This is a genomic window from uncultured Rhodococcus sp. (assembly GCF_963525155.1).
GTDB lineage: Bacteria > Actinomycetota > Actinomycetes > Mycobacteriales > Mycobacteriaceae > Rhodococcus_F > Rhodococcus_F qingshengii.
On record NZ_CAURKP010000035.1, the window covers coordinates 15681 to 37869 of the forward strand.

Genomic DNA, 22189 nt, shown 5'->3' on the forward strand with positions numbered 1-22189 from the left:
GCCCCGAGGAGGACCACATGACCACTTCCGAGAGCCCCACCGCAGTAGGTTCGGGTACTGCCGCCACCGACAAGTTCCTCCAGGAACGAGTCAGCGCGGACACCCCGCCCGAACGCGTCTCGGCCATCGCCAAGGACGTGCTCGAGGCACTCGCAGGCGTCATCGACAAGCACGGCATCACCTACCCCGAGTACCGCGTCCTCAAGCAGTGGCTCATCGACATCGGCCAGTTCGGCGAGTGGCCCCTGTGGCTGGACGTCTTCCTCGAGCACAACGTCGAGGAGGTCGCGTACCGCGGCCAGCACGGCACCAAGGGAAGCATCGAGGGCCCGTACTACGTTGCCGATGCCAAGACGTTGCCTGCCAAGTGTGAACTTCCGATGCGTGACAACGAGGTTGGATCGAAGCTGGTCTTCGAGGGCCAGGTTCGCGATCTCGACGGCAAGGGGTTGGGCGGTGCAACCGTCGAACTCTGGCACGCGGACGACGAGGGCTACTACTCCCATTTCGCGCCGCACATCCCCGACGGCAACCTCCGCGGAACGATCGTCGCCGACGACGAGGGACGCTTCGAGATCACCACGATTCAGCCTGCGCCGTACCAGATCCCGACCGACGGCCCCACCGGCTGGTTCATCGAGAAGGCCGGCTGGCACCCGTGGCGTCCGGCTCACCTGCACCTCATGGTGAAGGCTCCCGGTAAGCGCACCATCACCACCCAGCTCTATTTCAAGGATGGAGAGTGGATCGAGAACGACGTGGCAACGGCGACGAAGCCCGAACTGATTCTCGATCCGAAGCCAGGTGCCGACGGAACCAACCGGGTTACATACGACTTCGTGCTCGATCCGGCCTGATCCACAACTGCTCTGAAGAAAGTGATTTGATGACAGACCTGTCGATCGTCTCCATCGAGACGACCATCCTCGACGTTCCGCTGGTTCGCCCCCACAAGTTCGCCACCACGTCGATGACGGCGCAGCCGTTGTTGCTGGTCGCGATTCGCACCTCCGACGGGGTGATCGGATACGGCGAAGGAGTCGTTCCGGGCGGGCCGTGGTGGGGTGGCGAATCGGTGGAGACGATGCAGGTCATCATCGAGAAGTACATCGCGCCGGTGGTGGTCGGCAGGCGCGTGGATCACATCACCGCGATCATGGCCGACATCGAAAAAGTTGTTGCCAATGCACGATTCGCGAAGGCCGCCGTCGACGTGGCGTTGCACGACGCCTGGGCGCGTAGCCTGGGAGTCCCCGTGCACACGCTCCTCGGCGGGGCTTTCCGCGAGAGTGTCGACGTCACGTGGGCACTGGGTGCTGCGCCGGCGGACGAGATCATCGAGGAAGCTCACGAAAAGCTCGAATCCCGGCTCAATTTCAGCTTCAAACTCAAGATGGGAGCACTCGATCCAGCAGTCGACGTTGCGCGCATCGTCAACATCGCGCAGGCGCTGGACGGCCACGCCGGAGTCCGTGTCGACGTCAACGCACGGTGGGATCGCTTCACTGCCCTGCGGTACTTGCCACAACTCGCCGAGGGTGGAGTCGAACTGATCGAACAACCCACTCCGGCAGACCAAATCGAGGTCCTTGCCGAACTCAGTAGGCTTCTACCGATTCCGATCATGGCCGACGAGAGTGTGCAGACCCCACACGACGCTCTGGAAATCGCCCGCCGGAGCGCCGCCGATGTCATCGCCCTCAAGACCACCAAATGTGGTGGCCTCCAGCGCAGCCGCGACATCGTCGCGATTGCCAAGGCCGCAGGTATCGCGTGCCACGGTGCGACGTCCATCGAAGGCCCGATCGGCACCGCCGCTTCGTTGCACTTCGCGTGCGCCGAGCCTGGAATCAACTTCGGAACAGAGCTTTTCGGCCCACTGCTCTTCAGTGAAGAGTTGCTTCAGGAACCCCTGAAGTATTCCGAGGGTCAGTTGCACCTCCCCGCCGGACCTGGCCTGGGAGTTGAACTGAACATGGACGCCGTCAAGACCTGGACCAGGAACTAGAGGATAGAAGAACATGGCACTCTTTCACGTTCGGATGGACGTCGATATTCCGCGCGACCTGGATCCGGAAGTACGCGCCGATACCGTCGCAACGGAGAAGGCGTACTCGCAAGACCTTCAGCGACAGGGAAAGTGGGTGCATCTGTGGCGAATTGTGGGACAGTTCAGCAACATCAGCATCTTCGATGTCGAGTCGGCTGACGAACTCCATGAGATTCTCTGGAACCTGCCCCTGTTCCCGTACATGACCATCGAGGTCATGCCGTTGACGCAGCACGGATCTTCGATCAAGTAGCCCGCCATGTCTGCCGTGTCTGCCGTGTCTGCCACGCCTCCGAGCCTGCCGGAATCTGTGCAGCAGTGGCACTGCGAGATGTCGGAGACCTTCGGTGGCCTGTGCCCCGAGAGTTCCGTCGATGCCGCGCCTGTCGGTACGGTCAGCGGCGTAAGTCTCGGGGACGTAGGCGCTTTCGACATCTCCGGTTCACCGCAGATACTGCGGCGGAGCGCACGCGCAGCAAAGCGACACGGTAGTGATCTGCTCAAGATCTGCACGGTCCGAACCGGGAGCGCGATACTGCGCCAATCGGACCGCGAGTTGACGGCCCCGCCCGGCGCGATGATTCTCTACGACGTCGAGCATTCGTACGCGCTGCGTTTCGACGGTCACTGGTCGTGCACCGTCATGACCCTACCGCGCAGTGCGGTGAGTCTGACCGAGCGAGAACTGAATTGCGCGCTCGAGCGCACCCACGACGGTCGGCGTGGGTCCGGTGCATTGCTGGAAAATTTCATCTCGGGCGCTGTTGCATCCCAGGTCGACGGCAGCGCAGCCGGGCTTCTCGGAGATGCTGGAGTCAATCTCGCTTCGGCAGTTCTGATGCAAGGATCTGCGCCCGCGACACCCGGACGTTCGACGCGAGAGGAGATCTTGCGATATGCGCTTCGGAATCTCGACTCACCAGACCTCTCGGTCGCGTCGATTGCCGGTGCGTTGCACCTGTCGCCGCGAACCGTTCAGCGTCACTTCGGTGACGGGGATCTGACCCTCAGTGCGCTGATTCGCCGCGAACGGTTGATCCGCGTACGCCGCGATCTCACCGACGTCTCACTGCGGGGTCATTCGATCTCCATCCTGGCCGCACGATGGTGTTTCCATGACGCACCAGCGTTTTCGCGTGCGTTCAAAGCGGAATTCGGTGCGGCGCCGTCGGAAGTACGTAACTCGCCTGATCCGAACGCCCGCGAACGTCACTGATCTGTCGCATCCGAACAACAAACGTGTCCGATCACGACAACTGGGAGCCCGAATACCGGGGCAGAGTGTGTTTCAGATCGCTTTTTCAGGCTCGCGAAGAGCTCAGGTCCACGAACAGCGAGGACCGCAGCGAAAGCTACGAATCGAGGAACGCATGACGAATCTGCTCGCTCATCAGCAATGGCACGGAAAGATTTTCGACGGCCAATGGATCGACGGAGGCGGTGACACCGTCGAGTCGCTCGAACCGGCTACCGGCGAGGTGCTCGGTGTGATCGGCACGGCGACTGCTGCGGATATCGATCGAGCGGCACACATCGCGTCGGCCGCGCAGCCGGCGTGGGCGGCGACGATCGGGCAGGCTCGCGCTTCGGTGATCCGTAAGGCAGCGCAGATTTTGGAAGCCGAGCGAGCCGAGGTGGAGCGCTGGTTGATCCGTGAAGGTGGTTCCGTACCAGGGAAAGCCGCATTCGAAGTTGATCTTGTCATCTCCGAACTGTGGGAAGCCTCGGCACTGCCGACACAGCCGTTCGGGCACCTCCTGCCCGCCAGCCAGGAGGGGCGCACGAGCATCGGTCGCCGGGTGCCCCTGGGTGTGGTCGGCGTGATCAGCCCGTGGAATTTCCCGCTTCTCCTCGCCATGCGCGCTGTCGCCCCCGCCTTGGCGCTCGGAAATGGCGTCGTTCTCAAGCCGGATGTTCAAACCGCGATCAGCGGGGGTGCGGTCATCGCGGAATTGTTCACGTCCGCAGGTCTTCCCGAAGGCCTCCTGCATGTGCTCGCCGGTGACGCGGAACCTGGTCAGGCATTGTGCGAGAGCCCGAGCATCGCGATGGTGTCCTTCACGGGTTCGACCGCCGTCGGCCGTCAGGTCGGGGCAACTGCCGGTCGCACGCTCAAGCGTGTCTCGCTGGAACTGGGTGGGAACAATGCGCTGATCGTCCTCGACGACGCAGACCTGGATGCCGCGAGCTCGGCGGGCGCGTGGGGTTCGTTCCTGCATCAGGGGCAGGTCTGCATGACCGCAGGCCGCCACATCGTGTTGGAATCGGTCGCCGATCAGTACCTGGACCTGCTGGCCAAGCGCGCAGCGGTCCTGCCGGTCAGGGATCCCAATACAGGCGACGTCGCTCTCGGACCGCTCATCAACGCGCGGCAGATTGCGAACGTCGATCGAATCGTCCAGGGCACCAAGGCGGCCGGCGCCGAAATCCGCGCCGGTGGAACATACGAAGGGCTCTTCTATCAGCCGACCGTCCTGGCCGGAGTCACCTCGGACATGCCCGCGTTCCGTGAAGAAATCTTCGGGCCCGTGGCGCCCGTCGTGATCGTCAAGGACGAAGACGAGGCAGTCAGGTCGGCCAATGACAGCGAATACGGTCTGGTTGCTGCCATTCAAACAGGATCGGTTGAACGCGGCGAGCGGATCGCGGACCGACTGCGTACCGGCATCGTGCACATCAACGATCAGACTTTGAACAACGATGCCTATGCACCATTCGGTGGCACGGGTGCCTCCGGAAACGGCGCGAGATTCGGAACTCAAAGCAGTTGGGACGAATTCACCACCTGGCAGTGGCGAACCAGCCGGCCAGCAGCGCAGACCTTCCCCTTCTGAAGCCGAAAGGTACTCCTATGCACACCATCTCGGCTCATGATCTTCCCATCGTGTTGCAGGACGGCGAATTCGAACTGCGGATGCGAGAAGAAGGCGACATGATCGTCAACTTCGTCAAAATCCCTGCTGGTGCAGACTTTGCCGAACCGTTCGCACAATTGGAAGGCGGGCGCTGTCAATGTCCGCACTACGGATACGTCTTGAAAGGAAGGATCTACACAGATTCCGAAGCAGGTCGGCAAACCTACGATGCCGGCGACGTGTTCTACTGGGCACCCGGTCACGTTCCCGGAGCGATCGACGACTCGGAGTATGTCGACTTTGCTCCCAAGGCTGAATTCCTCGAACTGATCGACGGAGTGCGTAAGGCGATGGGCGGCTGAGCTGTTCGGCCGCCACCGAGGTCAGCGTATTCCGTCGCGACGTAGTGCGACGGACACTGCGGCAGAGCGGTTATCGACACCGAGTTTGGCGTAGATGTGCCCGAGGTGTGTTTTCACCGTCGCTTCGCTGATGAAGAGTGCTTTACCCAGCTCGCGGTTGGTCATCCCCTCGGCGAGCAGGCTGAGCAGTTCGGACTCACGGGCGGTGAGCGCTTCCTGCGGGCGCTGCATCTGCTGGACGAGACGAGAGGCCACAGTAGGAGAGAGAACGCTGCGCCCGGCTACCGCGCCGCGCACCGCGCCGAAGATCTCGTCGGGCGTCGAGTCCTTGAGTAGGTAACCGATGGCACCGGCGTCCACGGCCCGCACGACGTCGGCGTCGGTGTCATATGTCGTGAAAACCAGTACGGGAATATCGACACCGTCGCTTCGCAGGCGTTTGATCGCTTCTGCACCGTGCATGCCGGTGCCCATGTCCAGATCCATCATCACCAGATCCGGTGAGGCCGACGGTATCGCCGTGGCCGCCTCCTCGCCGGACGATGCTTCGCCTACTACTTCGACGTCCGCCTGAGTGTTCAGCAGCGCTCTCAGCCCGGCTCGCACGACCAGATGATCGTCGACGAGGAACACGCGAATGGTGGTGGTCACCGGATCCTCCGTTCGAGCGGGAACTGGGCCGCGACGACGGTGCCGTCTCCCGGTGCACTTTCCACGGTGAACGATCCGCCGAGCTGTGCGACGCGGCTTCGCATCGCACGCAGGCCGTATCCACCGTACCGAGAATGGTCGGCGAGCTTTCCCGGATCGAAGCCGACGCCGTCGTCGAAGATGTCTACGGAGACGGAGTGGTCGAGATACGTGATCGTCACGCCCGCCGTTTCGGCGCGAGCGTGGCGGGCGATGTTGGAGGACGCGCTCGAGACCACTCGCACGACGGCATGAGCTACGTCCGAGGGCAAGATGACGGCTTCACCGACGGTGCGGATCCGAACGGCCGGGACGAACTGGCGGGCGGCGGCCACGACCAAGGCGTCGAAGTCGCCCGTACCGCCCTTGGTCGGCGCCAGATCGTGGACGAGGTCGCGACTCTGCATCAAGCTCGTTCGGATGTTCTCTGCTGCGGCATCGACATCGGCTCGAGACGGCGAACCCGTTGTATTCCACGTTTGTTCGGCTGCCTCGAGCCGTAGAAGGGCGCTCGCCAGTCCCTGGGTAACGGTGTCGTGGATTTCGCGCGCGAGGCGCTCTCGCTCAGCGGCAACGCCGGCAGCGCGTTCGGTATCTGCCAATGCAGATTGCGCTTCTGCTACCTGACGCAGAAGCCGAAGGCGTTCTCGGGCATCTCGTTCCATCTGCCCGTACGCGGCCGCGACCAGTGCCGCGGTGCACAGCGGCCCGAGAAGTGTCACCAATTCGGCACGACCGGTGACCCGGTAGAACGCGACACCGGCGAGGACGCCCAGGATCCCGACGAGGGGGTAGGCGATCTTGCTCGGATACAGACGAATGCAGAGGAAGAGAACGGGAAACGCACACCACGCGAAACTCGGGGCAAGCCAGACCAGCGCTGCCCATGCGCTCAGTACCGGCCACATCCACAGCCGTTGGCGAACCACATCTCGCGAGGACACCGTGGCCATGACGGCGTAGAGCAGGGCGAGGACCACGGCCAGGACGAGTACCACCCCGAACCGACCGCTGGTCCCGTGGACTGTGACGTACCGAACTCCCGATGTAGACAGCAGTACGAAGAACGACGCGTGGATCGCATACGCCAACGGGCCGCGTAGGCCGCGTTCGGCGTCGGCGTTCATGGCTCCGTTACTCATCCCTCGAATGTTACGGAGGGCACCAGGCCGTCGTATCAACCATTCGGATGATATCCGGGTAGCCGTAGGGGGCACGGTTCGTCACCCGAGCGCCCGATGTGCGCACCCGCCCTCGGACGCGACGCTGTAGTGGACGGTTTCGAACCATTCGATTGAAAGTGTGCCCGATATGAACCACCGCATTTACACACGACTTCCCCGTACGCTCGCTGTCGCCGTTCCGGTTGTCGCAATCCTTGCCAGCGCCGCATGCTCGACCACCGACACACCGGTGGCGAACGCATCGAGCACGACGTCGATTACTGCCACGCAGCAGCCTGCCGCGACCGGTGATTCGGCGATTGTCACTCAGAATCGACTCAGTGCCGACGCAGCAGTGAAGGCTGCTGGTGCGGCCCTGGCGAAATGCCGCGCCGACGGTCTCGGCTTCGTCACCGTCTCCGTCGTAGACCGTGCGGGAAATGTCATCGCCATGGTGCGCGGCGACAACGCAGCCCAGCACACGGTGGAAGCCTCACGCGAGAAGGCATACACCTCTGCAGCTTTCGGAGCCGACACCAGTGACCTCTCGCAGCGTACCAAAGGCGAAGGATCAACCATCGCTGACCTTCCCGGCACTCTCTTCCTTGCAGGTGGAGTCACATTGAAGGCTGGAGCCGGGTCGATCGCCGGTATCGGTGTCGGTGGCGCTCCAGACGGAATGCAGGACCAAGCGTGTGCTGCCGCAGGTCGTGATGCGATCGCTTCGTCACTCGGCTGAGTGAGCGCATTCAGCGTGCTTCGTGAATTGTGCTTTTCGCCACCTGGATTCGCTCGGCACGACAGTTGTCCGATTGTTGCGATGACCTCGACTTTGTAACACCGGAGCCCCCGGAAAGGGACAAACACGTCGACAGTGGAACCGACGATGCACTTACCGAAGCGAGTTTCTTGATGCGCAGTTTCGGGGAAAGACACAACCTTGCAGAGAATCAGATTCACGTTGCCCGAACGCAATACACGGTGGGTGCGGGTGCTCGTAGCGGCGTTGTTGTCTTTATTCCTGCTCGGCGGTATGTTCGGTCCGACCGCCGCGAGTGCTACTCCGGCGCGCTCGGCGCCATGGGGTGGGTACGACGAGTTGTGGGTCCCGTCTTCGATGGGAAACATCAAGGTTCAGGTGCAGTGGGCCGCGCGCGGTGGCAACGCCGCGTTGTACCTGCTCGACGGTCTTCGCGCGCAAAACGACAGAAATGCTTGGAGTTTCGAAACGAACGCACTCGATCAGTACCGCAATGACAACATCACGTTGGTGATGCCGGTCGGCGGTGAGTCGAGTTTCTACACGGATTGGTACGCGCCGTCCAATTTCAACGCTCAGCCGATAACGTACAGGTGGGAAACGTTCCTCACCCGCGAGCTTCCGGACTTCCTTGCAGGGTATGGCGTTTCACCAACCAACAATGCGATCATCGGGTTGTCGATGGGCGGCAGTGCCGCGTTGAACCTGGCGGGGCATCATCGGGATCAGTTCAAGTTCGCCGGCTCGCTGTCCGGCTACATCAATATCTCGGGTCCGGGTATGCGTGAAGCGATCCGCGTAGCCATGTTCGACGCCGGCCGGTACAACGTCGATTCGATGTGGGGCCCGCCGTGGTCATCCGGATGGCTTCGCAACGATCCGTTCGTCAACGCGGAATCGCTTCGCGGACTGTCGATGTACATTTCGTCGTCCAACGGCATCCCGGGACCGTACGATCATCCCTCTGCGCCGATCGATTACTTCCACACGGCGACGGGTATGGGGCTCGAGGCGCTCTCGTGGGTGCACGCGCGTGCATTCGAAATTCGCCTGAAATCCTTGGGAATCCCAGCGACGTACAGCTTTCCGCCCACCGGAATTCACTCGTGGCCGTATTGGTCTGCTGAATTGTGGATGGCCAGAGGACAAATCCTCGACACCATGAATGCCTGGTGAAGCTGTAGTGAGGATCTCTCCGGACTTGCTCTCGATCGAAAGTCCGGAGAGAACTCGCTCAGAAGGTAATGATGCCACGGAGGTTGCGACCGGCATGCATGTCGGCGAAACCGTCGTTGATCTGGTCGAGGGTGTATCGGTTGGTGATCAGTCCGTCGAGTTCGAGCTTGCCGCTGGTGTAGAGATCGATCATCCAGGGAATGTCGGCGGTGGGATTGGATGCACCGAACAGGGATCCCTGAATTCTCTTCTGGTACAGCGTGAGTTCCATCAGGCTCACGGGAATTCCGACGTCCGTCATCTTCCCGAGGCCGGTGACCACGCAGGTTCCTGCCTTGCGGATCGACGAGAATGCCTGCGCGACATGTTCTCCGGTGGTGACACCGACGGTGACGATGGCCGAATCCGCGCCCTGGCCGTTGGTGAACGAGCGCGCTATGTCGGTGGCTTCCTCCATGGTGGCCACGGCGTGGGTGGCGCCCAACTTCACTGCACTGTCGCGCTTGAACGCAACCGGATCCACCGCGATCACGTGGGCGGCGCCGGCATGCGAGGCGCCCTGCACCGCGTTGATTCCGATTCCGCCGACGCCCATGACGATGACAGTCTGCCCGGGATACACCTGAGCGGAGTTGACCGCGGCGCCCCAACCGGTTCCGACGCCGCAGCCGAGCAGACACAAAGCGTCGAGTGGCAGGTGCTTGTCGACTTTCACAGCCGAGAGAGTGCTGACCGTGGTGTATTCACTGAAGGTGGACAGGCCGCAGGTTTGTGCGACGGGCTGACCGTCGAGAGACATTCTGTAACTCGAGGTTTCGCCGGGTCTGCTGCCAGTCATGATGGCGGCGCCGTTGTCGCAGAGGTTCTGGATTCCGCTTGCACACCAACGGCAACGGCCGCAGGCGGCGAGGAACGAGAACACGACATGATCGCCCTCGGACCATCCTTCCGTGTTCGGCCCGACCTCGACGACGATTCCGGCGCCTTCGTGTCCGCCGCAGATGGGGTAGCGGCCGACTCCGTGGTCGCCGCTGGCGATGTGATCGTCCGAGTGGCACAGGCCTGAGGCGACCATTTTGACAGTGAGTTCGCCGCTGCGGGGTGAATCGAGTTCGAGATCGACCACCTCGTATGTGCCTGGTGCTTGGCGAATGACGGCTCCACGAGTGCGCAAGGTATCTCCTGAGGTAAGAGTTGTTCTTCGGCTTCCTCAGTTGTCTACTCGAGAGTTCAGGACGGGCTCGAGGCCTATCTCACTGATCGGACGTTTCGTATCTTTCAGACTCGTCCGGGGTGCGTCCCAAGATGGCGAGTTGTAGTTCGGTGAGCAGTCGCGTATCCGGCTCGTCCAACGAAATGCCCATGATCTGTTCAGCGCGCCGAATGCGGTAGCGCAGCGTGTTCGGATGTACTTTCAGAGACGAGGCGGCCTTCTTCACATCCCCGAAAGCTGTCAGGTAGGCCGTGAGCGTGAACTGCATGTCAGAGGTGTTCTTGTCGTCGTAGGAGACGAGTCTGTCGATACGAGGGTCCCGCAATCGCTCGTGATCAGCAACGAGGTCGAGTATCTCGCCCAGCAACACCGCGGTGCGTGACGCCGCGAGTGTGGTGACCTTCGAGGTTTCGTGATCATCAGTGGTATCGAGCACGCGGTCCACTTCTCGACGCGCCTCGGGTACGCCGTGCAATCGCGCGATCGGGACCGCGACGGCGGCGCGCACGCTGATGCCCGCACGGGCCTCGACTACTCGCACGGTGTCGTAAGCCCAGTCGCTGATCGCGACCTCGTGTTCGGCCTGAGGAAACAGCACGTAGATCCGGTTGTCGATGATCGTTGTGACCGCGTCGCTGCGGAATGCGCTGGCGCGCAGGCGCAAGGCGTTGGTGATTCGATCGAGATTCGATCCGGGCGCGAGTGATGTCGCAAATCCGATGACCGCAGACGGTCCGTCGGTGTTGATGCCGAAGGAGCCGGCCAGCGAGTGCATGTCGACTCCGCCGGAGCGAACGCCGAACAGCCTTTGCAATTGGGCATTCTCGCGGCTGGAGGCGTCCAAGGTTCGCATGAGAATGCGTGCGGCGACTGCCGCTGCACCCCGCAATACCGCTTGGGCGTCGTCGGAAAGAGGTTCAGAGGCGCGCTGCACCCAGATGCTGCCGAGATTGTGTTGGTGTGCAACAGAACCCGTCGGCGCTGACAGGTCCGGGCGGGTGATGCTCACAGCCAACCTGTGCGCGGCGCCGATGCTCGGCTCGGAGGGCAGACTGATGACCTCGTCCGATCGCCTGAGATGCTCGAACACGCCTCTGCGCTCTATCCATTCGGTGTATTCGATCGGCCACTCCCGGCCCAGTATGGAGAGCTGACGGAGTTCGTCTTCACCTTCGTGAGCAGCTGAATATGCGATGACATGGAGTGCCGTGTCGTCGATCGTCACGAGTCCGCCGGTCAATTCGGCGATCGTCTCCGAGAGCGCGAACAGATCCGAATCGCCACCGGCCACAGCTCCTGAGACGGCCCGCGAACGGTACATGCTCTGTGTCAGAAGTCGTTGTACGAGTGAATAGACGTGTCCGGAACTAGCCTGCGGATGTACCGCCGCCACTGCGATTCCGATGTTGCGTGCGGCGGTGAGAAGCGTCGTCGCCTCGCGCGCATTCTTGACGAGCAAGAGCTTCGGACGACGCCTCGCCGGCCTGCCTTCGAACTTTCGCAGCCACTGCGTCATCGTCGATTCGGGAACCCCCACGGGGAGGTAGATGTCGGAGATCGCACCACGGCTGTCGGTGCCGTCGATATCGGAGGACTCGACGAGGGCGATCGAACGGATTTCGACATCGAGTCCGTCCGGGCTTTCCAGAAGCTCGATCACGGACTTGTCCGTGGAATGCATGAGGGCGCCGAGGGTGGTGCCGACACTCGGCCCGTTACTCCTCGGACCTGTCGACGCTTGCGGGAGGGCTACAGAAAGTGGCTGCACATTTGCTCCTCGGCCAGTGGGTCATTACAGGCTAACCCCGACAGACGAAATGCAGAATAAGGAAATAGGGGACAAATTTATTCGTCAGGCATGGTGATGCCGAGTTCCTGCACCTTTTCGGCGACTGCCTCTGGAAAAACGTTCTTGAACAGATAAAGGTCTTGTCCGATCACCCAACCAGGTGCCAAAGCCGTCGCATATCGCTCGAAGTATCCGAGTTGTTTACCGAAAAGAACCAATTCCTCGGGGCTCGCAACGCCCCACTGCTTGCCCAACTGAATCAGTGCCATGATCAATTCACTGAGCTTGAGTTCACCCAGGTCACGGCCGAGAATCGGGGCCAGGGCCGTTGCGACCTGCATACCGAGCTGATCGTCGTCGACCTCGTAGTCGGTTGCATATCCCAAGGATCGAATTCCGCGGGCGACACGGGCGAAATCACCGTCGATGAGGGTGGCTCGGAACATGTCGGAAAGGATGGATCTCCAGGTCTCGGGAAGGACGCCGACGATGCCGAAGTCGAGCATCGCTATCCGGCCGTCGTCGAGGACCCACAGATTCCCGGCATGTACGTCGCCGTGAAACGGACCGTGAACGATGACTGATTCGAGCCAGACCTTCACTCCGCGTCGGATCAGCATGCGGGCTTCGTCGATACCGTCCGGACCGGCGACGAACCGATCGAGCGGAACGCCTCGCATGCGTTCCATACAGATGACTCGGGGGCCGCAGTAGTCCCAGTACACCTCTGGTGTCGTGACTCCCTTGTTGTCGCCGAACGCACTGATGTTGTTCCGGAAAGTGGTTTGCCGGTCGGCCTCGACCGCGCTGTTCAATTCCGTCATCGTGGCGTTGTGCAGATCGCGAATGATGGCGGTGGCATTGGCAATTCGAAGGAACTCGACAAATTTCTCGAGGATGTTCGCGCCCCAGTACGCCGCCCGCAGGTCGATCAGCATCCGCGCATAGATGTCCGGACGCTGGATCTTGATGACCGCCTCTCGGCCGTCGTGCAGAACGCACGCGTGTACCTGCGCTACCGATGCGGCCGCGAGAGGTACGTCGTCGAATTTCGCGAACAGGTCGTCCACGGAGTAACCGAGGTCCTTCTGCACGACGCTTCTGGCCTGCTCGGCCGGGAAAGACGGAACATCGTCGAGGCAGCGTAGGCATGCATTGGCGACGGGGGCCGGGAACAGGCCGGACGACGACGCGACCAGTTGGCCGAGCTTGACGAAGGTGGGCCCCAGCGCGATGAAGCCGTCGACCATCCCGTCGGAAGCAGCGTCTGCCCAGGTGCGTCCACGCTTGCGGAAAGGCCACACGATCAGTGCCAGCATGATCGACGTGGACAACACGACGGCGATGATCGCGGAACGCCACAACTGGGCGAGGCCGAAGCGTTCGAGGTCCGGCATGCGGACTTCGAGGGCAGTGGCGGGCACTCCTGACGAGTACGGCCCGACAGGTCGCGTTGGATCCAGCACAGCTCTCCCTCGTTCAACGAGCGCATCCAGCATTTTGCCGTGAGATCACTTACGCGACCCCTTCCGTTAGTCAGTATGCCAAGTCACACATAACTGCCGGAACCGCCTACGCATTCAGCCTACGATCGGTGAATGCGTGAGCACTTGATCCCGATCGGCGAGGTTGCAAAATCGTTCGGAATCGCGGCGTCGACCTTGCGGTATTACGAGGACGAAGGACTGCTGTCCGCGCGGTCGCGAACTGGCGGCAAACGCTGGTACGGGCAGCGTGAGCTGCGACGGCTGGCATTGATCCGGATGTACACCGAGACGGGAATGTCCTTGGAGCAGGTGCGGTCCTTCATCGAAACCGACACCACGTCCGAGCAGTTCTTCACAGTTCTCGCAGATCAAGTGTCGACGCTCGAGGCACAGATCTCCGCAGCCAACCGAGCGAAACTGATACTCGAGCATCACCTGACGTGTCGGCAAGAGCGTCCGATGCAGTGCCCGTGGTTGCTCGAGCAGCTCGACATTCGTGTCGAAGCGGCGCTTGACTTCAAGTTGACTTGAACCTTCATAGTTAGGGCGCACTTACCGCCCTATCCGGAGGTTGACCATGTCGGCACGACGATGGCTGCCGCTCATCGCCGCATGCATCGGAACTTTCCTGTTACTGACGTACGCCACGATCACAACGATCGCGGTGCCGGCCATCGCAGTCGGTTTGGACGGCAGTACGGGCGCGATGTCATGGGTCGTCGACGCCTACACGCTGGCTCTTGCCGCGCTTCTTGTGGGCATGGGCGCACTCGGCGATGCGTGGGGACGCAAACGCCTCTACATCTGCGGACTGGTCGTGTTCCTGGTTGCAACGGCCGTGTGCGCGATTGCTCCGGACGTCACGGTTCTGGTCGTTGCTCGCGGCGCGCAAGGAATTGCCGGTGCGGCGATGTTCGCGACACTCCTGCCTCTGCTCGGCGACGCATATTCGGGCCGCGATCGGCACGTGGCATTTGCCGCGTGGGGTGCCGTCGCTGGATTGGCGGCGGGAATCGGCAATGTTGCAGGAGGGCTGCTGACGCAGTTCTTCGACTGGCGTGCGGTCTTCTATTCCGGAATCCCCGTGGCCGCAGTGGCGCTCGCAATGGCTGTGTTCTGTTTCGCCGACAGTGAGCGCGGCGACGACAACATCGACTGGGCCGGAATCGTTTTGTTCACCCTCGCTGCCGTTGCCGCGGTTCTCGGCGTGACGTGGGGCGGCGACATCGGGTGGGCTTCGTCGTCGACAGCTCTTGCCTTCCTGATCGCAATCGGTGCGCTGACGGCGTTTGTGTTCTGGCAGCGTCGAGGCAGCAGTCCGATGCTCGATCCGGCATTGTTCCGATCCCTGAAATTCGACGGCGTCCTCGTCGCTGCTTTCGGGTACTACCTCGCGGCCTACGGCCCGCTCGTAGTCCTTTCACTGTGGCTGCAGAACGGGCTGGAACTGTCGGCATCGGCGGCCGCACTCGTGCTCTCGATTCAACCGCTCGCTTTTGTCTTCGTATCGGCCTTGTGTGGATCACGGCTTCAGCGCGTCGACCTTCGACTGTCGCTCGGATTCGGGACGATCCTTTGCGGAATCGGTTGCGTGGCCATGCTGTACGTTCTCGCCGAGCCGGTCTGGCCCGCACTGATCGCCGGGCTGATTCTGACCGGTGTCGGTTCGGCGATGGTGTCGCCGGTGCTGCCGGGTGCCGCGATGTCGGACGCCCCGGCAGAGCGCGCCGGGACGGCTTCGGCAACAGCCAACTCGTCGCGTCAATTCGGGCTTGCCGTCGGAATTGCGTTGTGCGGCTCGCTCTTCGTCGGTCCGGACGAGTTCGCCTTGCTGTGGCCGTTGGTCTTCTGTGCCGGAGTCGGAATGCTCACGGGTTTGGTGTCGATCCTTCTCTTTTCTCGTTCGTCAACTCCTGCAACAGTTCAACCAATCGCCGAAAGGGCACACACATGACCACGCTGTTCACTCCACGACCGCACCGGCGTATCGAGATGGACTGGAATCGCCGCAGGTTCCTCGGCGCTGCAGCAGGATTGGCTGCTGCGCTGGCAGCGGCCGGTTGCTCGCGTTCGGACGCAGACGCCGGGGGCGAAGGCGATGCAGGCTGGTCCTTCACCGATGATCGCGGCAATCTGATCGAATTGGATTCACCACCAAGGAGATTTGTCACCTACACCGGTATCGCGGGTGCTCTGTGGGATTACGGACTGGTGCCTGTCGGAGTTTTCGGGGCACTTACACGATCGCCGGGATCAACGGACACCAGCATCTCCGGCAATTTGGATTTCTCGAAGACCGAGATGGTCGGGCAGCTCTGGGGACAAGTGGAACTCGAGAAGATCGCTGCGCTGGAGCCGGACGTCGTCATAGTCCCTCAGCTGCGTGGTTCGGCACTACTCGACGAGGCGAACTTGGATGCGGTGAAAGGCTTGTCGACAGTACTGTTCGTGGAAACGGCAGCAGGAACCATCGACCGAGCCGTGCAAGAGATCGTGGAACTGGCCGTGGAACTCGGGGCGGACCAGGATATGGAGGCTCAGCGAAAAGACTACGACGCTGCGCGTGCACGGATCTCCGAAGTTGCTTCTTCGCTGAATAATTCACAGGTTTTGTTCGCGTCCGCAGATCCGGACACGATTCGTGTCAGTCGTTCGGGCTTCCCGATCCTTGCAGATCTGGCGGGATTGGGCCTTGCCGTCGTCGATCCGGCCGAGGGATCGTCGGTCTACGTCGAGAAACTGGCTTGGGAGATGGCGGACCACTATCCGGCCGACATGATCTTCCTCGACGATCGCCCGTCCAGTTTGCAACTGGATACGCTCGGCGCCAATCCTGCGTGGTCCAACTTGTCCGCGGTGAAGGAGGGGAAGATCGGCACCTGGAATCCGGAACCCGTGCTCAGTTATGCCGGGATCGCCCGTACGTACAACGATCTGGCTGACCAGCTGCTGGCATTCTCACATTCCTGACCGCCGCGTCGTCTACGACGTATGGACCTCTTCACCGATCTGTCTGCTCGAGTTGATTCCCTCGATTGGCCTGCGCTGATCGAGGGAATCGACTCCAGTGGGTGTGCCCAGACGACGCCGATACTCGACGAGTCGGAATGTCGCGAAATTGCTTCCTGGTACTCGGAGGTCGACCGGTTCCGGAGCACCGTCGACATGGCTCGATACCGCTTCGGCCAAGGGGCGTACCGGTACTTCGGTGATCCCGTACCGGAGCCGATCACGGCTATGCGATCCGCCTTCTACCGACACCTCCTGCCCGTGGCGCGGGAGTGGGCGTTCAAGCTGGGTGAGGGTGCACCGTGGCCGGATTCTTTCGAAGAATGGATCGATCAGTGTCACGACGCCGGTCAGAATCGCCCTACCCCGATCCTTCTGTCCTACGGACCTGGTGACTGGAATGCATTGCATCGGGACTTGTACGGAGAGTTAATGTTTCCCTTGCAAGTCGTGATCGGGCTCGACAGACCTCGCATCGACCACGCCGGCGGCGAGTTCTTGCTCGTGGAACAGCGGCCGCGCGCCCAGTCGAAAGGGACGGTGACAGTTCTCGGGCAAGGTCACGCGTTGATCTTCACCACGCGGGATCGACCGGTGCAGAGTTCTCGTGGGTGGTCGAGAGCCCCTGTGCGACATGGTGTCAGCGTGGTGCACTCGGGTACGCGTCGAACATTGGGATTGGTGCTTCACGATGCCGAGTAAGACGTACATTCTCCGCGACGCTCGCAACAAATCCTACGAGAGTTCGACGCCCGGTGTGCTTGGCGGGCACCGGAAAACGAAGATCTACGGGCGACTCGACTGTCGAGGGGCTGCGCAGGCAATCGCGCGTGGCGGGTATGTCGCCAGTCGGGTGTTCTTCGCGGACGAGCCGACCGCGATTGCGGCCGGCTATCGCCCCTGTGCCGTCTGCATGCCATAAGGTTACGCAGCCTGGAAGGCAGTTGCTACGCGCCGAAGCGGTCGCGGTACTCCTTCGGAATGAGCGGCTTGTCGCCGCGGACCTTCAGCTGCTGGACAGCCCAGGTATTGCCGTCCGGGTCGGCGAATCCGAAGAAGGTGCCCCCGTCACGCTCGTCGAAGACGGTGACCTCACTGGCATCGACGCCGCGGCCGATGAGCTCTTGGCGAGCCGCTGCAGCGTCGGCCACGACCAACTGCAATCCCTTCAACGAACCAGGGGTCATCTCGGTCTGCGACGGCAGGTTCCCGATGACGATCGAGCAGCCCGAACCACGCGGAGTGAGCTGGGCGACCGTCATGTGTTCGTTGACGGTGTGGTGGTCGAGATCGAAACCGACCTTGTCACGGTAGAACTCGATGGAGCGGTCGAGGTCACTGACGGGAACGATGACTACTTCGAGGGTCCAGTCCATGAAACTGCCTTTCGCTGAGGAGGTTCGGGCAAACAGGTGGTCAGAGTTGCGCGACGATCTTGTCCAGGCGTTCGTAACCTTCGGTGACGCCGAGCTCCATATTGCTCTCGATCATTCCGTCTCGCGCTTCGAGGCTCGGATATACGGAATGGCCGGAGAGGCGGGTGCGTCCGTTGCCCAGATCCTCGAACGTGATCGATTCGATGCTGACGACGTCGGGAAATCCCTCGTATTCGAAGGTCTGGATGGCAAAGTCGTTCTCGCGAACGACGTGAAATACACCGTTGAACCGGAACTCTTCGCCCTCGGGGTTGCGATGGACGTACTTGTATCGACCGCCGCTCACGAACTCGTATTCGTCGATCTCCATCTCGTATCCGTTGGGGCCGAGCCACTGCTTGACCAGATCGGGATTCGAATGAGCTGCGAAGACGGCACTGACGGGTGCGTCGAATTCGCGGGTGATGTCGATGTACGGCACGCCCTCAGGAGCCGTGATGGTGACGGGATTGGTGGTAGCCATGGCTAAGTCTCCTTCTGTGTGGTGCTGAGTAGGTGATCGAGCTTGCGGAACTGTTGTTCGTGGATCAGTCGATAGCGGTCGATCCAGGCGGTCAAAGCCTCGAGAGTTGCGGCGTTGAGATGTACCGGCCGCCTCTGGGCTTCGCGGCTGCGAGTGACCAAACCCGCGGCTTCGAGTACCTGAATATGTTTGGAGATGGCCTGTTTCGTGATCTCGAACGGCTCGGCCAACTCGTTGACCGTTTGGGGGCCGGTGCTCAGGCGGGCGATGATCCGCCGTCGTACCGGGTCGGCAAGTGCCATGAACGCTTTGTCGAGACGCTCGTCTGCCCCTGGATCCACGATCACTTGTCAACCATCTCCTTTATCAACCAACCTGTTGATTACGATACGAGCCCATGCAGAGGGTGTCAATGCTTCGAAACCGATTAGCGTGGAAACCATGAACGCTCTGATTCCTCGGCCACGATTGGAAGTGGCGCCGGGGGCGATCCTCGTTCCGGATTGGCTCAGCGTCGAACAGCAACGCTTCTTGGTGGCCGAGTGCAGACGGTGGGCGACCGCACCCGTACCGATGCGCTCCGCTGTTGTCCCTGGTGGGCACAAGATGTCGGTGCAAACAGTCTGTCTCGGTTGGCATTGGCAGCCGTACAAGTACACGCGCACCGCCGACGACGTGAACGGTGCGCCTGTCGCAGCGGTGCCTGACTGGCTCGTCGACCTCGGCCGGGCCGCAGTTGCCGCTGCCTATGATGATCCGACTGCGGGGGAGCGGTACACGCCGGACACCGCGCTGATCAATTTCTACGACGAGGGCGCTCGGATGGGCATGCACCAGGACAAGGACGAGCGCTGCGACGCTCCCGTCGTCTCACTGAGTGTCGGGCAGAGTTGTGTCTTTCGATTCGGGAATTCCGAGAACCGGAACAAGCCGTACACCGACGTCGAACTCCATTCGGGTGATCTTTTCGTCTTCGGTGGAGAGTCTCGGTTCGCATATCACGGAGTGCCGAAAGTTATTGCGGGAAGTGCAAGTCCCGACATAGGTCTGCCGTCCGGGCGGCTGAACATCACCCTGCGGGATACCGGAATGTCGTGACTGTCTCACCCCTGCTGTGCCACTGGTGCAGCAGGGTCGAAGTCTGCGCTCGAAGGTCCGTCCGCCGACCATCTCGATCAACTCGGTCGACGGTGGAGTTGGCAGCGTGCGCCAGCGCTCTCGTTCGAGGTTGTGGGGTTGTGTCTCGTTCATGCCCTCATTATCGACTTCCGGCTCCGATCCACCAGTCGGGGATGGGCCGGGTGCAATTCGGTAGGCCGTTGAGGGAGCCCCGCTGTCTCGTCGACATCCTCGGACCTCGGCACGTCGACGACAGTTCGGGTCGCGTCACGGGTCTGGGGAGGTTGGTGGGTGGATTCGAGGCGACCGTGATTCGCTTACCCCAGTGTCTTGTTGCGGCCGGCGAGGGAGCCGAAGACGAGTTGCACGGCCAGCAGCACCAGCAACGCGATCAGAGGAGTCGTCCAGGAATCGACGGCGTCGTGCAGTGCACCGAAAACGAGGGGACCGGTGGCGGCCAGAAGGTATCCGACGGACTGTGCCATACCCGAGAGTGCCGCTGCTTGACCGTGATTGACAGTGCGTATTGCGAAGAAGGACAAGGCAATGACAATCGATCCGCCGATGCCGATGCCGAGGAATGCATTCCACGGCAGGGCCCAGGAGGGGAGGAGGAGTTGGCCGAGAACTGCCACTGCGGCGACCGACACCAGCCCGAGGACGGCTCCTCTCTGATCCTTGGGCAGTTTGTGCAGGAGCACTGCTGTGAGGAGGCTGCCGACGATCGAGAATATTTGCATGATGCCTTGATGCAGTCCGGCGGTAGCCGCGGTAGTGCCGTGTGATTCTTCAATGGTGGGCCACCATGTCAGAACGGTGTAGAAGAAGAGAGATTGGACGCCCATGAATATTGTGATCTGCCACCCGAGTGCTGAGCGCCAGGGGGAGCGATGGCCGCCTGGATGGGGATCCAAAGCCGCAGCGTGATCGTGTTTCGGAAGCGTGCGTCGGCGAAGTTGGGGAAGGAACACCCCAAATCCTATGAGAGCCATAGCAGCCCAGATTCCGAATGCGATCCGCCAACCGTGATCGGTGAGACCGGCGATCGGCACGGCAAGTCCGGATGCGGTTGCGGCGACAGCTGCAGAGACTGCCGAGAAGATGCCGGTCAAACGGCCGGCTTCGGTCGGGAAGTCTCGTTTGAGGAGCGCCGGCAGTAGAACGTTCATTGTTGCGATGGACATGCCGAGCGATACGGTACCGATCCACAGCGCAGGCATCCACGGAACAGAGCGGATCACGATCGCTAAGGCGAGCATGCCGAGTGCTGCTGCGAGTGTCCGTTCCATTCCCCACCGAGCTGCGATGACCGGGGCAACGGGGGAGAACACTGCGAAGCACAGCAGTGGAAGGCTGATCAGCGCTGATGCTGTTGTCGACGAGATATCGAGATCGGTGCGTACCTCACCGAGTAGCGGGCCGACGACTGTGATTGAGGCTCGAAGATTGGCTGCGATGAGAAGAATGCCAGCGATAACGAGTCCTCGGCGCATCATCGGTATCGCGCTCGGGGCAGACGCCACGTTTTCGGTGTCGGAGATGACGTTAGCCATAGGTGTGCCCTTCTGAGATTGTCTGTGCGCTGAACCTCTTGTGTGTCAGCTACTTCGGCATGTTTTGCAGAAAGAGGGATCGGCTGTGGTCCATCAGTCGGACCACTGCGGCGGCTGCGCCGTCCGGATCGCGGTCACGGATGGCCGCAAGCAGCTGCCGGTGTGGGTCGTCGTCGGTCCAAGGTCCGATGAACAGCTGTCGAGTCTCCTTGTCGGACTTACCTTGTGGGATGCTCATGGTGTCAGAGCGATCGAGACTGCGGTAGATGTCCGTGATCAGTTGGTTCCCGCTCGCTGCGAACATCTCCAGGTGGAAGTCGAGGTCGTACTCGACGGATTTGGCGACGTCGGGCTCAGCGTCTCGGCCATCCAAAGCCCGAGTCATTCGGTCGATGTCTTCGGGCAGGGCTCGTTCGGCTGCGAGTCGGGCGGCGTAGAGCTCCAAAGCTTCACGGGCTTCGAAGATTTCGAGCACGTTCTCCGCCGCTGCACGTCGTTGGAGCGCAATCTCGAGTTCTGAGCTCGCGCAGACGTAGGTTCCGTCTCCCGGGCGCGCTTCGAGGAGGCCGGCATGGACGAGGCCGCGAATGGCCTCCCGGACCGTATTGCGGCTCGCGCCGGTCATTTCGACAAGTTGATGCTCGCCTGGGATCTTCTGTCCTAGTTCCCAGTGACCGGAGGTGATTTGGGACCGCAGTTGTTCCGCGATCTGCACTGAAAGTGGGATGTTGCGTGCGGTGGGTGCGATACGGGGATCCGGCATGAGTCAAATGTAGGACATTTGGCGATTTGTGGATAGGTTTACCTTTGTGATCTAGGGCACTCAGGTTCGGATCGGCCTGGGCGGGTACCGCCCTTCGGCATGTCTGCGTGCACGTGAGTGCTCCTGCCGACCGCGCACGGGGCAGTTGACTCGACTCGGAGGGCAACTGCGATCGATTCCTCGCGGAACCTCATACCCAGCAGGCCCTCACGTGCGGGTCATTGCTGCGATTCCAGCGTCCACGCGGGCTGGTCGGTCACTTCCGGGCCGTCGTGCAGCACCCAAACACACGGCTCGGAGA

At 61.5% G+C, this 22189-nt stretch carries 24 protein-coding genes; 14 read left to right on the forward strand and 10 right to left on the reverse strand.

All coding sequences use genetic code 11. The annotated features are described in order from the left end of the window. The first annotated feature begins 17 nt into the window (after positions 1-17). The 6 genes from catA to RWT78_RS10455 all read left to right on the forward strand — a co-directional run bounded on the left by catA (position 18) and on the right by RWT78_RS10455 (position 5267). Positions 18-857, forward strand: coding sequence for a catechol 1,2-dioxygenase (catA, locus tag RWT78_RS10430; protein ID WP_003940427.1), 840 nt, complete (start codon positions 18-20; stop codon positions 855-857). A 29-nt stretch (positions 858-886) separates the two neighbouring features. Continuing rightward, positions 887-2008: a muconate/chloromuconate family cycloisomerase gene (locus tag RWT78_RS10435; RefSeq protein ID WP_003940572.1), complete on the forward strand. Its 1122-nt coding sequence runs from the start codon at positions 887-889 to the stop codon at positions 2006-2008. A 13-nt stretch (positions 2009-2021) separates the two neighbouring features. Continuing rightward, a complete protein-coding gene (gene catC / locus RWT78_RS10440; RefSeq protein WP_003940264.1) occupies positions 2022-2303 on the forward strand; it encodes a muconolactone Delta-isomerase in 282 nt (93 codons plus the stop codon). A 6-nt stretch (positions 2304-2309) separates the two neighbouring features. Continuing rightward, positions 2310-3266 carry a helix-turn-helix domain-containing protein gene (locus RWT78_RS10445; RefSeq protein ID WP_314675539.1) on the forward strand — a complete coding sequence of 319 codons (957 nt, stop codon included), beginning with the start codon at positions 2310-2312 and terminating at the stop codon, positions 3264-3266. A gap of 154 nt (positions 3267-3420) precedes the next feature. Then, positions 3421-4884, forward strand: a complete 1464-nt coding sequence (locus RWT78_RS10450) for a benzaldehyde dehydrogenase (protein WP_314675540.1) — start codon at positions 3421-3423, stop codon at positions 4882-4884. Between the two features lie 17 nt (positions 4885-4901). After that, a complete protein-coding gene (locus tag RWT78_RS10455; RefSeq protein ID WP_003939951.1) occupies positions 4902-5267 on the forward strand; it encodes a hypothetical protein in 366 nt (121 codons plus the stop codon). Positions 5268-5288: 21 nt separating this feature from the next. Here the strand turns inward: RWT78_RS10455 and RWT78_RS10460 are convergent, their stop codons facing one another. Both RWT78_RS10460 and RWT78_RS10465 read right to left on the reverse strand, forming a co-directional pair. After that, positions 5289-5918, reverse strand: a complete 630-nt coding sequence (locus RWT78_RS10460) for a response regulator transcription factor (RefSeq protein ID WP_314675541.1) — start codon at positions 5916-5918, stop codon at positions 5289-5291. Then, on the reverse strand, positions 5915-7084 hold the full coding sequence (locus tag RWT78_RS10465; protein WP_058038292.1) for a sensor histidine kinase: 1170 nt from the start codon (positions 7082-7084) through the stop codon (positions 5915-5917). The genes RWT78_RS10460 and RWT78_RS10465 overlap by 4 nt, the downstream gene beginning before the upstream one ends. Before the next feature lie 184 nt (positions 7085-7268). Between RWT78_RS10465 and RWT78_RS10470 the strand changes: the two genes are divergently transcribed. Next, positions 7269-7859 (forward strand): heme-binding protein, encoded by a 591-nt coding sequence (locus tag RWT78_RS10470; RefSeq protein WP_003940245.1) that lies wholly within the window; start codon positions 7269-7271, stop codon positions 7857-7859. A gap of 294 nt (positions 7860-8153) precedes the next feature. Continuing rightward, positions 8154-9056 (forward strand): alpha/beta hydrolase family protein, encoded by a 903-nt coding sequence (locus tag RWT78_RS10475; protein ID WP_314675546.1) that lies wholly within the window; start codon positions 8154-8156, stop codon positions 9054-9056. A gap of 58 nt (positions 9057-9114) precedes the next feature. Here RWT78_RS10475 and RWT78_RS10480 read toward each other — a convergent pair whose 3' ends face one another. The 3 genes from RWT78_RS10480 to RWT78_RS10490 form a co-directional block, all read right to left on the reverse strand. Beyond that, positions 9115-10230: an NDMA-dependent alcohol dehydrogenase gene (locus RWT78_RS10480; RefSeq protein WP_314675542.1), complete on the reverse strand. Its 1116-nt coding sequence runs from the start codon at positions 10228-10230 to the stop codon at positions 9115-9117. A gap of 79 nt (positions 10231-10309) precedes the next feature. After that, positions 10310-12037: a helix-turn-helix domain-containing protein gene (locus RWT78_RS10485; RefSeq protein WP_314675543.1), complete on the reverse strand. Its 1728-nt coding sequence runs from the start codon at positions 12035-12037 to the stop codon at positions 10310-10312. A 77-nt stretch (positions 12038-12114) separates the two neighbouring features. Then, positions 12115-13524, reverse strand: coding sequence for an AarF/ABC1/UbiB kinase family protein (locus RWT78_RS10490; protein WP_003940433.1), 1410 nt, complete (start codon positions 13522-13524; stop codon positions 12115-12117). Between the two features lie 132 nt (positions 13525-13656). Here RWT78_RS10490 and RWT78_RS10495 point away from each other — a divergent pair, with 132 nt between their 5' ends. Genes RWT78_RS10495 through RWT78_RS10515 form a run of 5 tightly spaced genes read left to right on the forward strand, consistent with a single transcriptional unit; the run spans position 13657 to position 17476 of the window. Continuing rightward, a complete protein-coding gene (locus RWT78_RS10495; RefSeq protein ID WP_003940592.1) occupies positions 13657-14076 on the forward strand; it encodes a MerR family transcriptional regulator in 420 nt (139 codons plus the stop codon). Between the two features lie 46 nt (positions 14077-14122). Then, the gene (locus tag RWT78_RS10500) at positions 14123-15499 is read left to right on the forward strand and encodes an MFS transporter (RefSeq protein ID WP_003940475.1); all 1377 of its coding nucleotides are present in this window, start codon (positions 14123-14125) and stop codon (positions 15497-15499) included. After that, the gene (locus tag RWT78_RS10505) at positions 15496-16515 is read left to right on the forward strand and encodes an ABC transporter substrate-binding protein (protein WP_003940637.1); all 1020 of its coding nucleotides are present in this window, start codon (positions 15496-15498) and stop codon (positions 16513-16515) included. The genes RWT78_RS10500 and RWT78_RS10505 overlap by 4 nt, the downstream gene beginning before the upstream one ends. Positions 16516-16536: 21 nt before the next feature. Beyond that, positions 16537-17256 (forward strand): 2OG-Fe(II) oxygenase, encoded by a 720-nt coding sequence (locus RWT78_RS10510; RefSeq protein ID WP_003939767.1) that lies wholly within the window; start codon positions 16537-16539, stop codon positions 17254-17256. Continuing rightward, the gene (locus RWT78_RS10515) at positions 17246-17476 is read left to right on the forward strand and encodes an Ada metal-binding domain-containing protein (protein ID WP_314675544.1); all 231 of its coding nucleotides are present in this window, start codon (positions 17246-17248) and stop codon (positions 17474-17476) included. The genes RWT78_RS10510 and RWT78_RS10515 overlap by 11 nt, the downstream gene beginning before the upstream one ends. A 25-nt stretch (positions 17477-17501) precedes the next feature. On the opposite strand, the gene RWT78_RS10520 is transcribed toward RWT78_RS10515, so the two are convergent. Genes RWT78_RS10520 through RWT78_RS10530 form a run of 3 tightly spaced genes read right to left on the reverse strand, consistent with a single transcriptional unit; the run spans position 17502 to position 18800 of the window. Then, positions 17502-17930, reverse strand: coding sequence for a VOC family protein (locus RWT78_RS10520; RefSeq protein WP_007729747.1), 429 nt, complete (start codon positions 17928-17930; stop codon positions 17502-17504). Positions 17931-17970: 40 nt separating this feature from the next. Beyond that, a complete protein-coding gene (locus RWT78_RS10525) occupies positions 17971-18453 on the reverse strand; it encodes an SRPBCC family protein (RefSeq protein WP_003940319.1) in 483 nt (160 codons plus the stop codon). Between the two features lie 2 nt (positions 18454-18455). Beyond that, positions 18456-18800: a helix-turn-helix transcriptional regulator gene (locus tag RWT78_RS10530; RefSeq protein ID WP_003939956.1), complete on the reverse strand. Its 345-nt coding sequence runs from the start codon at positions 18798-18800 to the stop codon at positions 18456-18458. A 94-nt stretch (positions 18801-18894) separates the two neighbouring features. Here RWT78_RS10530 and RWT78_RS10535 point away from each other — a divergent pair, with 94 nt between their 5' ends. Further along, a complete protein-coding gene (locus tag RWT78_RS10535; protein WP_037128920.1) occupies positions 18895-19551 on the forward strand; it encodes an alpha-ketoglutarate-dependent dioxygenase AlkB in 657 nt (218 codons plus the stop codon). Between the two features lie 338 nt (positions 19552-19889). Here RWT78_RS10535 and RWT78_RS10540 read toward each other — a convergent pair whose 3' ends face one another. Together RWT78_RS10540 and RWT78_RS10545 are read right to left on the reverse strand one after the other, a co-directional pair. After that, on the reverse strand, positions 19890-21125 hold the full coding sequence (locus tag RWT78_RS10540) for an MFS transporter (protein WP_314675545.1): 1236 nt from the start codon (positions 21123-21125) through the stop codon (positions 19890-19892). A 49-nt stretch (positions 21126-21174) separates the two neighbouring features. After that, positions 21175-21888: a FadR/GntR family transcriptional regulator gene (locus RWT78_RS10545; protein ID WP_054800661.1), complete on the reverse strand. Its 714-nt coding sequence runs from the start codon at positions 21886-21888 to the stop codon at positions 21175-21177. Between the last annotated feature and the right edge of the window lie 301 nt (positions 21889-22189).